Raw genomic sequence first — 16159 nt, forward strand, 5'->3', positions numbered from 1 at the left:
ATGATTGCTAAGAAGAAATTTCTTTTAGGTCTGCTGGTGGCTGCTGCATGCTATGTTCCTGCCAGGGCACAACAGAGTCCTATCTACTCACAGTACATGCTGAACGGAGTGGTGATCAATCCGGCTTATGCCAGTACAGACGAGTCAGCGAGTCTGACTGTTGTGGGCCGTAACCAATGGGTGGGAGTAGATGGTGCGCCGAAAACGGCCACGATGACATTCTACACGCCATTGAATGACAGGGGAACCGCTATCGGTTTCTCTGCGATGAGGGAGGCAATTACAGTGCAGACGCGTACAGATTACAATTTACTGGCATCGCAGAGTGTATCATTAAATGAGACAACGAAGCTGTCAATGGGGCTGCAGGCGGGTATGTCACAGTATAAGGAGAACAACAGTGAGCTGATAACAACTGATCCGACTTTTGCTACTAATCAGGCCTACTGGAAAACACAGGTTGGCTTTGGATTTGCATTAATGTCTGAGAACGTCTATATCGGTTTCTCTGCACCGGCGTTCAAGAGTTTTGATCTGGGCAATAGTGTAAATAAAGTGAAGGCGATTTCGCACTACTATCTGCAGGCTGCCTATGCAGCAAGAGTGAATGATGATTTACTGGTGAAACCGTCCATATTGCTGAGACAGGCGATGGGTAGCGGGTTCCAGTATGATATCAACACAAGCGTATTGCTGAAAGAGGTATTGTGGCTGGGCGCTTCCTGGCGATCAGAGAAAACTATTACCGGGTTGGTACAGGTGAGACTGGGGGCTAAGTTCCAGGTAGGTTATTCTTATGATACACCCATGTCATCTAATCTTAAAGGAGCACAAACGGTTTCTCATGAACTGATGTTGAACTGTCGTTTTGGATATAGTGTTGATCATGAGATCTTTCCGCGTATATTCTAGCAATAAGCATATATTACCGAAAACACATACTGATTTATCTTTTTCCCGCATTTTCTATGCGGGAATTTTTTTGCCCTTATATGTCATTGAGAATGAGATAGTAACAGGGTCGTGTTTTTTTCAAAAAAAAGAAGATCTTAAAATCCGTGTTTAAACATTTATCGTAAGTATTTATAGACAGGTGAAGAAGGAAGATGATTTTTTCCGGATACACCTAAAGAATTTTAATTAGAAAAGTTGTGTCTTTTAATGGTTAACTTGGGAAACAGCCTGGTATTTTTACCAGGCTGGATTATTTTATAGCGGTCTTCTCATTACGTAATCACGCATCCAGTAACCGTTTCCGATGTCGGTATCTTTCTCTTTGAAAATGGTAAAGCCTTGTTTCTCATAAAAGAATCTGGCTTTATTATCCTTTTTTACATCCAGTTCCAGGATAGCAGCATTTGCAGCTTTTACTCTTTTCACGACTTCATCCAGTAATAATTTACCTACGCCTTTTCCCTGGTAGTCTCCATGGAGATATATTTTCTGCAACTTGTAAACACCTGCTTCATCAGTAGTGCTGTAAGACGCAAATCCAATTGGACGCTGGTCGTCGTACAACAGCAGGAAGCTGTGTTTTTTTTCTGTGATCTGACTGCTGAGTGCCGCAGTGCTATACATCAGTTCCAGCATATAGTCAATTTGCTCAGGACTGAGGAGGTCCTTATAGGTAGTACGCCATATCTCATCCCTGAGCTGCTGGATAACAGGTATATCGGCTATTGTTGCTGTTTCTATTCTATACATGAGCTATCTAATTAGGAATTATGAAGCAGGAATTGACAGGAGGAATTAAGCATGTTGAGTAGGATGAGGAATAGCATGAAACAGTGCCTGACCACTCCTCTATATACAGACCAACGTAATCTTTAATTCCCATTTGCTAGCTCCTGATCTTTTTTATCACTTCCTGCAATTTATCCAGTGGCGTATAGCCTTTGGCAATCAAAAAGTATTCTTTCCCGTCGTCAAATATTGCCGCAGGAAAGCCCGTAATACCCCATTGTTCAACCTGGTTAAATTCCTGAACAGTATCATATCTGCTGGCATCCTCTTTCATTTTAGCGAGGAACTCATCTACAGGCAACTGGTACTTTGTGATCAGTTCACGGTAGGTAGCGTCTTCATTGAGGCTCTTTCCATCATAGTTGAGTGCGAGCTGCATATCATGGGCAAATGCGAGTGCTTTTTCCGGCAGATATTGTTTGAAGATGGTAAGGGCAATAGCTGGTTTCTCAGAATCCATGATATCATCGGTATGCAGATATTCTTCGAGGAATGGCTCTCCGAATTTTATACCAGTAGTAGCTTCTACCTGTGTATGTGCCTGTTTGATATAGTTGTACATGGCAGCAGCCGGACGACGATTGGCACTGAGGAACATTCCTCCGGAGAGTATTTCAAAATCAACGTTGGGACCTAACTGCTCCCGTAAGGATGTGATAACAGGCGTGAAGCCGTAACACCAGCCACATAGGGCATCGTATATATAGATCAGTTTCATGCGGTAATCTTTAGTTGGTACAGGCAGTTACTTTTTCTTTTTGCTGATGAATGCTTCCAGTTCAGCAGCACTGAAGCTGCTAAGATTGTGTGCAGCGGTGAGGCCACCTTTTCGTGCAGCCAGCGTACCGTAATAGATGTCATGAAAACCATCAGTGCTATGTGCATCCGGATCGATAGACAGCAGTACGTTTTTTTCCAGCGCATATGGAATCCATTCCCAGTCAATGTCGAGTCTGCGGGGATGCGCATTGATCTCAATCACCACATTATGTGTAGCACAGGCATCAATGATCTGCTGGTGATTTACCGGGTAACCGTTACGGCTAAGTAACAAGCGACCTGTCATATGTCCGAGTATGGTAGTATATGGATTCTCTATGGCTTTCAGGAGTCGTGCCATTGCTTTCTCTTCACTCATCTTAAGATTTGAGTGTACAGATGCAATAACGAGATCGAAGGAGGCGAGTATTTCATCCGGATAATCCAGACTACCATCATTGAGGATATCGGCTTCAACGCTTTTGAAAATGCGGAATGGAGCCAGTTGTTTATTCAGTTCATCGATCTCTGCATGTTGTGCCTGTATGCGTTCGATACTGAGGCCGTTGGCATAGAAGGCAGAGCGCGAGTGATCACTGATAACGAGGTATTCAAATCCCTGTTCTTTAGCGGTGATGGCCATTTGCTGAAGTGTATGTTCGCCATCACTCCAGGTGCTGTGGCTATGGATAATGCCCTTGATGTCCTTGTGTGTGATGAGCACAGGCAATTGTTGCTTTTTTGCAAGGTCAATTGCCCGTCCGCCGTTACGGAGGCAGGGCTCTATATAATCCATTCCTGCCAATGTAAATATGGCTGCTTCGGTACTATTCGCAGGAATACTGTTCACATCAAGAGCGGCATTAAAATGCTCAAGGAAGGAGGCAGTGGCAGTGGTGGTAAATAATGTCTTATCAAAACTATCTGCTTCTGCGGGATATATTTTGATGATGATATTTTGTTCGTGTTGCCAGATGAGCGCACCTTCAGTGGTGGCGACAGCAGGCGTAAGTCCCGGCAGCTGTGCCAGTTTTTCCAGCAGGGCAGGAGCGGGGAGGGCAGCTACGAATGTTATTTCATCAATGATGTTTTCATTGCGGCGGAATTGTCCGGTTAATGAAACAGCAGCGGGAGCCAGCATTTGTGTCAGTTGTTTTTCCAGAGACAGGGCGAGGGATTCTACCTGCGCGTAGAGGTAGCGGCCCTGGTTACTGAAATAAAATTCTATGCTTTGTTTAACCGCGTCCTGTGTTTTTTGTCCGAAGCCTTTCAATAGGGTGAGGCGGTTTTCATTACAGGCGTAGAGGAGTTCACCCAGGGATTCCACTTCGAGTTCTTTCCAGATAGTGGCTATTTTTTTAGGTCCCAGGCCTTTGATTTTCATCATTTCCAGGATACCCGGAGGTGTTTTCAGGAGATAGGCTTCGAGGGCGGCAAATTTACCGGTCTGCAGCATTTCCTGAATAGCTTTGCTGATGGAGTCGCCGATGCCTTTTATTTTAGCAATTTCTTCCGGCGGCGTGACCTGCAATTGAATGGGCAGTTTTTCCACTGTAAAGGCGGCGCTGGCGAAGGACTTGGCTTTAAAACTATTATCGCCCTGGATATCCATCAGTTTTGATATCAGGGAGAAATTATCGGCAATAGCGTAATTATCGAGCATAAATTGGATTGAACTGCGAATTTAAAGAGGCTGGGGTACAAATAAAAAAAGATCCTGGCGATAGCCAGGACCTTTTATTTTACAGTATGTAAAGTCGATGTTACAACTCTGGAGCGATTGGCGCTGATGGAGTTGTGTTAGGAGTTTCAGCTGGTTTAGCAGCTTTTTTCCTTGGAGCAGCTTTCTTCTTAGGAGCAGCTTTCTTAACAGCAGCTTTTTTAGGAGCAGCTTTCTTAGCAGCAGCTTTTTTAGGAGCAGCTTTCTTAGCAGCAGCTTTTTTAGGAGCAGCTTTCTTAGCAGCAGCTTTTTTAGGAGCAGCCTTTTTAGGAGCAGCTTTCTTAGCAGCAGCTTTTTTAGGAGCGGCTTTCTTAGCAGCAGCTTTTTTAGGAGCGGCTTTCTTAGCAGCAGCTTTTTTAGGAGCGGCTTTCTTAGCAGCAGCTTTTTTAGGAGCGGCTTTCTTAGCAGCAGCTTTTTTAGGAGCAGCTTTCTTAGCAGCAGCTTTTTTAGGAGCGGCTTTTTTAGCAGCAGCTTTTTTAGGAGCAGCTTTTTTAGCCGCTTTCTTAATTGTTGCCATTGTTTTTTGAATTTTGGGTTAGTAATTAAAATTGGGTATTAGAAAAAACTTTATGGCAAACACTGTTCCAGACTTACGCCTGGGCAGTGGTGTCAAGTGATCTTACGGAAACGATGGTTCTGTTTTCACGTCCTTTTCTGAACTCAACAACTCCATCAGCAACTGCGAAAATGGTAAAATCTCTACCAATTCCTACGTTTGCACCAGGATGATAAACAGTACCGCGCTGACGAACAATAATGTTACCAGATACGGCTGCCTGACCACCAAATATTTTTACTCCCAGCCTTTTGCTTTGAGAATCACGGCCGTTCTTAACGCTACCTTCACCTTTTTTATGTGCCATTTCTTATGTACGGTTTTAAATCTTTATCAAATAAAAATTAAGCGATCTCGTTGATGCGGATCTTCGTAAAGTGTGTACGGTGACCAACTTTCTTTCTGAAACCTTTTCTGCGTTTCATTTTGAAGGCGATTACCTTATCACCCTGAACGTGGCTCAGGATTTCTGCTTTAACCACTGATTTTACATCAGTACCAACGGTCAGCTGGCCGCCATTATCTATTAACAGCACTTCAGAGAACTGCACTTTATCTCCGATATTTCCCTGCAACTGCTGTACAAAGATTTCCTGGTCTTTTTGTACTTTGAATTGCTGACCTGCGATTTTTACAACTGCAAACATAGTTATCCAAAAATAATTTCCTGCAAAAGTAGGATTTGTTTTCTAATTGACAAAGTTTTCTCAGCTTTTTGCTATCTGACCTGAAAACAGGCAGATTCCACTGAGAATACAATTTATATTTTCAAAGATACATACTTTATTTTAATATAGTTGTTTACATTCTTCCGCTACTATATTGATTTCGCTGTAATCCTTGCCGGCAGTGCCGTTGCGCTTATTACTCAATCCCACCCAACTGCCTGTAATATGAGCTTTTATAACAATTTTTATTTTATACATTTGTTCTTTCTCTTATCCTAAAATAAAAGGCATGAAGCTTAAATCACTGCTTGCCAAACCATTTGCTTCCATCGTTTCAAGTAAGATCAGGAAGGAAATGCAACGGGCGGTAGACGACCAGGAAGCCATCCTGGAGGAGTTGATAAAAACAGGCAGGAAAACTGAGTTTGGAAAGGATCATCACTTTGAAAATGTCAATAGTTACAATGATTTCAAACAGGCTGTGCCTGTCAGGGATTATGAGCTGTTCAAGCCATATATCAATAAGATAAAGGATGGCAAACAAAATGTGTTGTGGAAAGGACAGCCGATTTATCTTGCCAAAACTTCAGGCACCACCAGTGGCGTAAAGTATATTCCGATAACTAAAGACTCGGTTTCCAACCACATCGATACCGCCCGTAATGCACTGCTGAACTACATGGCAGAAACAGGCAAGACGGAATTTGCAGATGGTAAACTCATATTCTTATCTGGTTCTCCGGTGCTGGAAAGGGTAGGTGGCATTCCTTATGGACGCCTGAGTGGCATTGTGAATCACCACGTACCGCGATACCTGCGTACCAATCAGTTGCCCAGTTACGAAACCAACTGTATAGAAGACTGGGAAACCAAGCTGGATAAAATAGTTGACGAAACGATCAATGAAGACATGCGTCTGATCAGTGGTATTCCACCATGGATGCAGATGTATTTTGACAGACTGATCGAAAGAAGTGGAAAACCGGTAGGAGAGTTATTCAAGAACCTGGACGTACTGGTATATGGTGGTGTGAACTTTGAGCCGTACCGTGCAAAACTGTTGGCTTCCATTGGTCGTCCTATCAATACTGTAGAGACTTTCCCTGCTTCTGAAGGCTTCTTTGCCTTCCAGGATTCCCAGGATCATAAAGGCTTATTATTAAATACCAACGCTGGTATTTTCTATGAATTTATTCCTGCGAATGAGATCTTCGATCCGAATCCTACCCGTCTGTCACTCCGCGATGTGCAGATAGGTGTGAATTATGCGCTTGTTGTCAGCACGAATGCTGGTCTGTGGGCATATAATATTGGAGATACAGTAAAATTTGTATCTGTCAATCCTTACCGTCTCGTGGTGACCGGACGTATCAAACATTTCATTTCTGCGTTTGGTGAACACGTAATCGGAGAGGAAGTGGAATACAGTCTGATGCGTGCTGCCAGAGAAGAAAATCTGCAGATCACTGAATTTACAGTCGCTCCTATGGTCGCGCCACAGGGGGAACTGCCGTTCCATGAGTGGTTCGTTGAATTTGAGCAACAGCCTGCTGATCTTGCCGCCTTTGCAAGGAAGGTAGATGGCTACATGCAGGAAAAGAACATCTATTATAATGACCTGTTAACCGGAAATATTCTGCAGCCACTGAAAATCAGGACCGTACGCAAAAACGGATTTATTGATTATATGAAATCAGTAGGCAAGCTTGGCGGACAGAACAAAGTGCCTCGTCTGAGCAATGACAGGGCGCTCGTCGACGAACTGAGCAAATTTCTTATATAAATTAAGAATTAATCAATCAGGAATTAGGAATTAAGCAAGCAGGAATACACTGCTCTTAATTCCCAATTCTTAATTCCTAATTCCTAATTGTCTTATTTCCCTTATTATTGCAGCAATGAGTAAGAAGAACATAGCCATCTTTGGCTCCACAGGATCTATTGGCATCCAGGCATTGGAGGTAATTGAAGCTCATCCTGACAAGTTCAGCGTAGAAGTATTGACGGGCGGCACGAATGCCGATCTTTTAATAGAACAGGCGCTGAAGTTTCGTCCGAATGCAGTGGTAATAGCTGATGAAACACAATATCAGAAAGTAAAAGACGTATTATTTGATAAAGGTATCAAGGTATTTGCAGGTGCGAAGGCGATGGTAGAAGTTGCCGCCTGGAGTTCCATTGATATGATGCTGGCTGCTATTATGGGGTTTGCTGGTCTGGCGCCAACACTGGCAGCTATCGAGCAGGGAACACCTATCGCACTGGCCAATAAGGAAACACTTGTAGTAGCGGGTGATATTGTCATGGCTGCTGCAAACAAAAGAAATGTTCCTGTTGTACCGGTAGATTCAGAGCATTCTGCAATTTTCCAATGTTTACTCGGAGAAGACCTGAGAAATGTGGAAAAAGTGATCCTGACCGCTTCAGGAGGACCTTTCCTTGGCAAAAAGCCGAACTTCCTCATCAATGTAAAAAAAGATCATGCGTTACAGCATCCTAACTGGAGAATGGGTGCAAAGATCACGATAGATTGTGCCACCCTGATGAATAAAGGGCTGGAAATGATCGAAGCGCGCTGGCTGTTTAACCTGCCTCCTGAAAAGATCGAGGTAGTGATACATCCACAGTCTATCATTCACTCTATGGTAGAGTTTGTGGATGGATCGCTGAAAGCACAGCTGGGCGTACCCGACATGAAGTTACCTATACAACTGGCATTAGGATTTCCGGAGAGATTAGCCAACGATTTCCCGAAATTCTCATTCAAGAATAATCCTACCCTGACATTCGAACAGCCTGACACCAAGACTTTCCGTAACCTGGCCATTGCCATTGAGGCGATGCATAAGGGAGGAAATGCTGCGTGTGTTATGAATGCTGCTAATGAAGAAGTAGTACATGCCTTCCTAAAGAACAGGATCGGTTTCCTGCAGATGACAGAAGTGATAGAAGAAATCCTGGTGAAGGTACCTTTCGTAGAAAAACCTACCCTGCATGACTACCTGGAAAGCGATCAGGCGGCCAGAGAATATGCAAATTCCATGATCAACGCTATAGTGATTTAATATTACATTAACGCTATACTGCAGTTGAACCGCCTATATTTGCCGGACTATCTATAGATTAATAACATTATATATTTACTGTCAGATTCATCTATCTACATGACCACACAAGAAATATTGGTAAAGGCCGGGCAGTTGATACTGTCACTATCCATTCTGGTCGTACTCCACGAGCTCGGGCACTTTATCCCCGCCAAGCTTTTTAAAGCAAGGGTTGAAAAGTTTTATTTGTTCTTTGATCCCTGGTTTTCCCTGTTCAAGAAGAAAAAAGGAGATACTGAATATGGTATCGGCTGGTTACCCTTAGGCGGATATGTAAAAATATCAGGCATGGTGGATGAGAGTATGGACCGTGAGCAGATGGCCAAGCCACCGCAACCATGGGAATTCCGTTCCAAACCAGCCTGGCAGCGTCTGATCATTATGATCGGTGGTGTTACGGTGAACCTGGTACTGGGCTTTCTGATCTATGCCATGATGCTATGGCACTGGGGAGAAAGTTACCTGCCAACTAAAAACGTGACTTACGGTATTGCTGTCGACTCACTTGCTGGCAGCATTGGTCTCCGTGACGGAGATATGGTATTATCAGTAAATAATGAGCCGGTAGAAAACTTCCGCTCTATTCCTGCTGAGATCATTCTTCGCGAGGCAAAAAGCATCCAGGTGCAGCGTGACGGTCAGCCGGTAGACATTAAAATACCAGAAGGCTTTGTACGTGAAATGATCAAAAGGAAAGGTACACTGATGGATGTACGTATCCCATTCATAGTGGATACCGTATTACCAAAGTCACCCGCCGAAAAAGCTGGTTTCCGTAAAGGAGACAGAACATTGTCGGTGAATGGGGCACCTGCCAGCTATTTCCATGAATTCAGGAAGGAACTGCAGAAATACAAGAGTAAGACTGTTCCTGTTCAGGTATTACGTGAGGGAGATACGATCCAGTTGCTTGCGAATGTAGCTGAGAATGGTACAGTGGGTATGGCACCTGGCAATCCGGAACACGACTTTAAGTTTGCCACCAGAGAATACACGTTAATGGAGGCAATCCCGGCAGGGTTCTCCAAATGTATCAATACCCTGGTAAAATATGTACAGCAGCTGCGTCTGATCTTTGTTTCCAAGGAAGTAAAGGCGAGTGAATCCCTGGGTGGTTTCATCAGCATTGGTAATCTGTTCCCTGCTCATTGGGACTGGATCGCTTTCTGGGAAATGACGGCGCTGTTGTCTATTATCCTGGCATTTATGAATATCCTGCCGATTCCGGCGCTGGATGGTGGTCACGTATTGTTCCTGCTGTATGAGATCATTACGGGCCGTAAGCCAAGCGAGAAGTTCCTGGAATACGCTCAGATAGTCGGGATGGTGATCCTGTTTAGTCTGTTGTTATATGCAAACGGACTGGATATCTGGAGAAGTATCTTTAAGTAATTGGTAATCAGTTATAGTAAGCGGTTCGCCTCAGGCGAACCGCTTTTTTTATGCAGCTAACTGTTGGTGACAGGGGCGTCTGTCAGATTAGTTTGTTGAATTATATAAAATGATGTATCTTTGTTGGCTGAGAAAGCAAACTGGGGTCGCCTGGTTTTGACAGCATAGATCTTTGAAAGTGTAAGCATGTCGTGCGTTGTATAATTAGCACGTAAATCTGAATATACAAACTTCAAATGGCGAATCTAATTACGCCATGGCTGCCTAATCAGCGATTAGCGCACCCATTTTGGCCGCCGCAGTTGCTGTCTGCTAGAACTGCCGCCGCCTAATCAAAACCTTAGCGGAATAGGTACTCATGGTTTCTGTGAGTGGGTACCGAAACTAAACGGATAAGGACCGGGCTGGTTAGTTGCGCCCCTGGCAAGGTCCCGACAAACCAATGCGCAAATAAACATGTAGAAAGCTTTCGGCGGATATGTTTGGACGCGGGTTCGATTCCCGCCGACTCCACTTCAGTTACTTTATTAAGTTTGAAATGGCTCATAATCAATGATTATGAGCCATTTTTATTTATACGTGCCCCATAATTAAGGAGTTAATAAACCCATATTGGTAACCCCAATATCCAATTAATTAACCTTATAACTCCTTAAAAATGAACATATTAAAAACTAAATACAACTTCTGGTTATATAAATCCAAACTAAATAAGAAAGGGCAATCACCTATATACATGAGGATAATTGTTGGCTCATCTAAAACAGAACTCTCAACTGGAATTTTTGTTTCAAGTAAAAATTGGGATGGTAACAGGCAGGTAATACGGGATAGGGAAGAAGATGTTGAAATGTTGAATGAGAAGTTGGAGATATTAAAGAAAAAATTCAAGCAATCTTTTAAGCAGCTTATGGAACTAGAGACTGACTTCACGCCCGAAATGATTAAGAGTAGGATGCTTGGGGAAAACATTGAATTCAAAACGTTACTTCAGCTTTTTACAAGTCATAACGCAAAAATGAAAGAATTGGAAGGGAAGGACTATGCCCCAGCTACATTAAAAAGGTACAATACGACGCTTATACATGTTCAAAATTTTTTAAAACATAAGTTTAATCAATCCGATATATTAATCTCACAATTGAATCTTTCGTTTTTGAATGAATTTGAACACTATTTTAAGGTGGTTAGAGGCTGTAATCATAATTCAGCTGTCAAATACATCAAAAACCTACGTAGAGTGATAAATTCGGCGCTAGACAACCAATATATTTCGACAGACCCTTTCGCTGGCTATAAAAGTAAAATTAAGCCTGTAACAACGGTGTTTTTGACTAAAGATGAATTAAGTAGGATAGAGGGAAAGATTTTTGACATTCCACGATTAGAGAGTGTAAAAAAGATTTTTCTCTTTCAGGTTTATTCTGGCCTATCTTATATAGATTTAAAAAATCTGCAATCTTCTCATATCATTGATTTGCTTGGCCAACAATGGATATTTACTACAAGGACAAAAAGTAAAATACCTGTTCGGGTTCCATTAATTGTAAGTATCCGGTAGACAGCACCTATGTAATGATTTTGGAGAGCGTTACTTTTGCTTCGTGATCCAGATATGAGGTAGGAGCTCTTTGATTCTGTTGATGGGATGGTCGTTAATGACCATTAAAACGTCCTTTAGCCAAAGGCTGGGATTAATGTTATGTAGTTTACAGGTTCCGATCAGGCTGTAGAGCATTGCAATTCGCTTTGCTGATTCATGGCTCCCGGCAAAGAGGTAATTCTTTCGGCCTATAAAAGTCGCTCTTATAGATCTCTCAGCCGCGTTATTATCTGGATGTAGCTTTCCATCATACACGAAGGCACAGAGTTTATCCCAGCGTTTTATACTATAGGCAAGGGCTTTTCCTATCGGGCTTTGTGGAAGTACCTGCTTGTATTGGTCTTCCATCCAGCTTCCTAATTTCTTCAGTATAGGTAAGGAGTGCTTCTGTCTTGAAGCTGCTCGTTTTTCATTGTCGTGATTTAACGCTCTGCTATCGCGTTCAATCTGATAGACGAGCTGTAACTGTTCCAATACATATTCTGCTCTTTCCCGGTCGCTGTAAATAGCGTCAGATAAGTACCTTCTTGCATGAGCAAGACAGTGGATCAATGTTATATTATTGGTATCAACGATGCTATTATATGCAGAGTAAGCGTCTGTTTGCAGCGTACCATAAAAATCTTTCAGCATTTCTGCGGGTCCTTCCCGGCCACGCCCGGGTTGATAATCAAAGACAAGCAGCTTATTAATACTATCCTGATAGAGCCAGTAATACCCCCGATGAGTGCTCCCTTTCTTATCCTTGTCGAGCACTGGTACCGATGTCTCATCAGCCTGCAAATAGTCAGCGTTGAGTACTTCTGTTACCAGCGCTCTGTAAATAGGAGTAATTAACGCAGCTGTCTTAGCAAAACCATCACTCAGCGTTGAGTATGGTAGCTTTATGCCATCTCTTTCCAGACGTTGTTGCTGGCGATGCACGGGGAGATGATCGCAGATCTTCTCAACAACCAGTTGAGCCAGTAAGCCTGGCCCCATCATCGATTTTGCAACTGGTAATGTTGGCAAAGGTCCAACAATAATTTTTGACGACGTCTCATTCGCAGATGGGAGAAGGTACTTGTTACGGATGTAACGGACTACATAAATTTCAGCGGGTTTGTATTCCAGCACTTCAGTTTCAGTGGTGCCAATATGTTTACTACCAGCTGGTATATGGTCTGGATCTATAATTACATCTTCTCTTCGTAAGTGAGATGGTATGGTATGACGGCTATCTCTGGCTTGAGTCGCATCTTGTTTTACAACTTTGACATAAGTCACCTTCTTTGCATCTAACACGTTGCAAACAGCAGCAGATTGTTCTGTTGGAATATCGAGTGCCAGTTGATTCTTATCTGCGGGAATAAATCGCTCCTGGCGAACTCCGAAAATCATCTTCTTGAGCTGATTCAATTCATGCTGCAGCTGCTCAACCTTGTTGATGGCAGACTCATAGAGCTGTTTGTAATCATTATCTTTTGCTGACGTACTCATTGCAATTGCAATGTTATCAAATGGAAATCAATTATTTGTTAGCGCGATGTTAATGATCGGAAGATTGTCGAAAATACCGCCTGCGGTACTGGACTTTATCCATCTGAATGCCTTGCAGAATAAGCATCAATTGTGTAGAAGTAAGCGAGGATTGTACCCCACCTGGTTTAGGAATCTCAAATGTTCCCTTCTCAAGCCGCTTGTAATAAATCGCAAATCCATCTTGCTGCCATTGAAGTAGCTTGATATGTGTAGCTCTGCGGTTAAAGAAAATATAGACATCCCCGGTTAAAGGATCCAAATGCATCTGTTGATTGACAATAGCCGCCAGTTTGTAAAAGCTACTACTTATCATGATTGGCTGAGTATACAGAAAATACCTGCATGAGGACGAGAGTGCCAGCATTTATTTACTGTTTAGTAGCTCTTTTAGCATGTCTGTGTTGACCGCCGAATGAAAAATTATCCTGTTACCTGATAAAGATACCACCTCCGCGAATGGAAGTGCAATATCTGGTATACTCGCCCTAGAAGGTGTGAGCTGAATGAAATGTTTTCGTCTGGGAACTTTTGCAGGAGTGGCAAACTGCTTCCTCCAGTTCTTGAGCATGGAGACCGTGATTCCATGATTATCACAAAACACTTGCATCTTTACGTTTGACTGGCTCCATTGCATCGCGATATTCTTCTTCTCCGATATTGTAAATGAACGTATCGTGGAATTATTGGTTGGTTGCATACAGGGCATATTTAAACAACGCAAACATAAACCCTCAGACTTACATGCCGAAGATGCTGTCTACCGGAACCTTACATATATACTCACCAACACTTCTTTCCTCAGAAAGTAATTTTACAACTGGTCCGGTGATCAGGTTGAACGCATAAAAGTTACGGCCAAACAAGATGAAAACTTGCTATCATCAGTATCACCGAAATACTTGCAGTTTAAGGGCATAACTTTAAAAATGCACTAAAGCCTAATCCCTCTGGGATATGCAGTACCTACTTTAGCTATCGGTTTATATCTTTTTATGTCAGCCATATCCCTCATTTCCTTCGAGGCAATAATGACGATAATATAAAGGGACGTACCGGTGGATTAGCCTTGGGACTTCAATTAATTTCCGCAACTGGTTCACCGATATTTGCTATTCACACACCAAGGATACTACCTGTCTAATATAAATATTTACATATTTTCTTGCAGCAGGCTGCCCATTATCTGAGCGGAAGCTGCCTCGCAGAAATCAAGCCCCGAGTAATCCGGGTTGAAGCCTCCAATAAAAGGCACGGTCATCACATAGATCCGTTCATTGATGGCATTGAATTCATCCAACGCCTGAAATTGATCGTTAATAGCAATTCCGGGGACAGTTAGATAATATTGATCATCTTTGCTTACAGATACATTTACTTGACCCTCGCGTTGAAGCCGCTGTCCTTCAGTTTGATCACGGAATTTGATTTTAGCACGGCTAAATGAATGATTAACAATAAGACTTTGATAGGGGATATCTTCAAAGTTCAGATGTGGTTGCCCGATACAGTCTATAAAAAGGCCAAATCTGTCTTCTTTCGAATGGCCATTCTCATCCAGGTACTTATATATAGCTCCTTCTGATTCTCCTGGCCTTACTTCACTTTTTTCGCCAACGGCTATCATATCTAAACGTCCAGCATTATGAAGTGCAATTAAAGTTTCAGCTGAACTTTGTGGTACAAAAGCAATGACAATGGAGATTAAGGGCATCAGCACTTTTTGTAATCGCAGCGTATCTTCAGCAGAGAAATACTTGGCAGGGTAATTCATGGTGAAACTCAAAACGGCCAGCATTTCTTTCCAGTAGATCGATTCTTTTCTTTTTATTGATTTCTCTGCTTCTTTGTATTCGGCTTTCAAAAGTTCAAAAGGATCCAACCGCTCTCTCAACTCCATCACATACTCCACAAATTCTTCCATTTTAAAGCTCCTGATCGCCTCATAAAATTCAGGATCCTGTCGCCTGATGCCTTCTTTAAAATTTTGTTCAAATACATAGTCTAAAGATAGGAAACCTTCATTGGACGCTCTATTCTCCAGTATCTGTTGTGGAGTTAATATTGTTCCCTTGCCAAGATGTGAATCCTCTAAATGGAAGCGGACTGCAGGTAATAATCCATTACGCGACATCATGGTAATTTTGAAATCCGGGCTATCGGCATTCACATCAAATGTCAGGATACCGTTCTCCTTCCTCGAAAACACACCATTGTGTTTGGCAAGGGTCCGGATCGCGTCAATTGCAGTTAGAGACGCTCCCCTGATAGCAATATGCTGATTGCATTGTTTGGATATCTTTACAGGTGGATAAGGAGAATCGAACCATCCTGGTATTTTACCCTCATATTTTTTAGGCCATAGATGTCCGGTACAAATAATAATTTTATCATGTATGTATTTGGATCCATTAGATAGTACTACGCAAATAGTTCCACTTTTCGGATCATCAATAACATCATTGATAAGACTATTATAATGAATAGTTGTGACTAAACCCTGTTCCCGGGCCTGTTTATGCAAAAGGCTGAACTGGTCGGTCAAATATTGACCAAATAGCAGGCGCGGTAAGACTTTATAATCGTTGAACCGGTTAATATCAATATTATACTTATCTAAACTTGATTTAGGGAGTGTTTTCATCCATTCTGTAACTGACATTGTCAGTTTCGGAATTTCATTTGCAGACACATTTGTGATATGCTCATCCCCGGCTCCGCTGGAACTATAAGGCATGCCACTTCCCAGACAGGGGCCTTTCTCGTAAATTGTTACTGTAAAATGGTTGGCCTGCGATTCGACCAGACGCTTATACATAAAAAGGGCACTTGGCCCCCCACCAAGTATAGCTATAGAGCGTTTTTCCTGTTTCAATTGCTTACTGTTTTTTTCGCTTTGTTTTTTTACTTTAACTATTTAATACTGCCGATTACCAATCAGGTAGACAAAAATGATGCGAGCTTATGAATTAACTGAATCGACCCGTGATCAGGCCATTGCCAGCCATCCAACCGCAGAATACACCCTGTATTCTGCTAACCTGCACAAACTGTGTATATCTTGCGACATGTTTTACGAACAGAGTCGTGGAA

The 16159-nt window shown here is 42.5% G+C and carries 15 protein-coding genes and 1 other RNA gene; 6 read left to right on the top strand and 10 right to left on the bottom strand.

The window, feature by feature from the left end; genetic code table 11:
* Positions 1 to 912, top strand: coding sequence for a PorP/SprF family type IX secretion system membrane protein (locus GWR21_RS25665; protein ID WP_162334568.1), 912 nt, complete (start codon positions 1 to 3; stop codon positions 910 to 912).
* A 297-nt stretch (positions 913 to 1209) separates the two neighbouring features.
* Here the strand turns inward: GWR21_RS25665 and GWR21_RS25670 are convergent, their stop codons facing one another.
* The 6 genes from GWR21_RS25670 to rplU form a co-directional block, all read right to left on the bottom strand.
* The gene (locus GWR21_RS25670; protein WP_162334569.1) at positions 1210 to 1704 is read right to left on the bottom strand and encodes a GNAT family N-acetyltransferase; all 495 of its coding nucleotides are present in this window, start codon (positions 1702 to 1704) and stop codon (positions 1210 to 1212) included.
* A 136-nt stretch (positions 1705 to 1840) separates the two neighbouring features.
* Positions 1841 to 2461, bottom strand: coding sequence for a DsbA family protein (locus GWR21_RS25675; protein WP_162334570.1), 621 nt, complete (start codon positions 2459 to 2461; stop codon positions 1841 to 1843).
* 27 nt (positions 2462 to 2488) lie between these two features.
* Entirely contained in the window at positions 2489 to 4165 is a 1677-nt protein-coding gene (locus tag GWR21_RS25680; protein ID WP_162334571.1) for a DNA polymerase/3'-5' exonuclease PolX, read from the bottom strand.
* A 100-nt stretch (positions 4166 to 4265) separates the two neighbouring features.
* The gene (locus GWR21_RS25685) at positions 4266 to 4739 is read right to left on the bottom strand and encodes a histone H1-like repetitive region-containing protein (RefSeq protein WP_162334572.1); all 474 of its coding nucleotides are present in this window, start codon (positions 4737 to 4739) and stop codon (positions 4266 to 4268) included.
* A 73-nt stretch (positions 4740 to 4812) separates the two neighbouring features.
* Positions 4813 to 5085, bottom strand: a complete 273-nt coding sequence (gene rpmA / locus GWR21_RS25690) for a 50S ribosomal protein L27 (RefSeq protein ID WP_162334573.1) — start codon at positions 5083 to 5085, stop codon at positions 4813 to 4815.
* A 37-nt stretch (positions 5086 to 5122) separates the two neighbouring features.
* The gene (gene rplU / locus GWR21_RS25695; protein WP_089832519.1) at positions 5123 to 5425 is read right to left on the bottom strand and encodes a 50S ribosomal protein L21; all 303 of its coding nucleotides are present in this window, start codon (positions 5423 to 5425) and stop codon (positions 5123 to 5125) included.
* A gap of 310 nt (positions 5426 to 5735) precedes the next feature.
* Between rplU and GWR21_RS25700 the strand changes: the two genes are divergently transcribed.
* From GWR21_RS25700 to GWR21_RS25720, 5 genes are all read left to right on the top strand, one after another.
* Positions 5736 to 7229 carry a GH3 auxin-responsive promoter family protein gene (locus GWR21_RS25700; RefSeq protein ID WP_162334574.1) on the top strand — a complete coding sequence of 498 codons (1494 nt, stop codon included), beginning with the start codon at positions 5736 to 5738 and terminating at the stop codon, positions 7227 to 7229.
* 115 nt (positions 7230 to 7344) lie between these two features.
* Complete coding sequence (locus GWR21_RS25705) at positions 7345 to 8511, top strand: 1-deoxy-D-xylulose-5-phosphate reductoisomerase (RefSeq protein WP_162334575.1); 1167 nt, start codon at positions 7345 to 7347, stop codon at positions 8509 to 8511.
* A 99-nt stretch (positions 8512 to 8610) separates the two neighbouring features.
* The gene (gene rseP, locus GWR21_RS25710) at positions 8611 to 9945 is read left to right on the top strand and encodes an RIP metalloprotease RseP (protein WP_162334576.1); all 1335 of its coding nucleotides are present in this window, start codon (positions 8611 to 8613) and stop codon (positions 9943 to 9945) included.
* A gap of 142 nt (positions 9946 to 10087) precedes the next feature.
* Positions 10088 to 10461: a transfer-messenger RNA gene (gene ssrA / locus GWR21_RS25715) on the top strand.
* Between the two features lie 142 nt (positions 10462 to 10603).
* Positions 10604 to 11506: a site-specific integrase gene (locus tag GWR21_RS25720; RefSeq protein ID WP_162334577.1), complete on the top strand. Its 903-nt coding sequence runs from the start codon at positions 10604 to 10606 to the stop codon at positions 11504 to 11506.
* A 30-nt stretch (positions 11507 to 11536) separates the two neighbouring features.
* On the opposite strand, the gene tnpC is transcribed toward GWR21_RS25720, so the two are convergent.
* The 4 genes from tnpC to GWR21_RS25740 form a co-directional block, all read right to left on the bottom strand.
* On the bottom strand, positions 11537 to 13027 hold the full coding sequence (gene tnpC, locus GWR21_RS25725; RefSeq protein ID WP_162334578.1) for an IS66 family transposase: 1491 nt from the start codon (positions 13025 to 13027) through the stop codon (positions 11537 to 11539).
* Between the two features lie 49 nt (positions 13028 to 13076).
* Positions 13077 to 13433: an IS66 family insertion sequence element accessory protein TnpB gene (gene tnpB, locus GWR21_RS25730; protein WP_262888468.1), complete on the bottom strand. Its 357-nt coding sequence runs from the start codon at positions 13431 to 13433 to the stop codon at positions 13077 to 13079.
* The gene (gene tnpA / locus GWR21_RS25735) at positions 13434 to 13766 is read right to left on the bottom strand and encodes an IS66 family insertion sequence element accessory protein TnpA (RefSeq protein WP_162334580.1); all 333 of its coding nucleotides are present in this window, start codon (positions 13764 to 13766) and stop codon (positions 13434 to 13436) included.
* 453 nt (positions 13767 to 14219) lie between these two features.
* Positions 14220 to 15941, bottom strand: coding sequence for an FAD/NAD(P)-binding protein (locus tag GWR21_RS25740; RefSeq protein WP_162334581.1), 1722 nt, complete (start codon positions 15939 to 15941; stop codon positions 14220 to 14222).
* Positions 15942 to 16159 lie beyond the last annotated feature (218 nt).

The sequence above is a fragment of the Chitinophaga agri genome, assembly GCF_010093065.1.
In the GTDB taxonomy this organism is placed as follows: Bacteria; Bacteroidota; Bacteroidia; order Chitinophagales; family Chitinophagaceae; genus Chitinophaga; species Chitinophaga agri.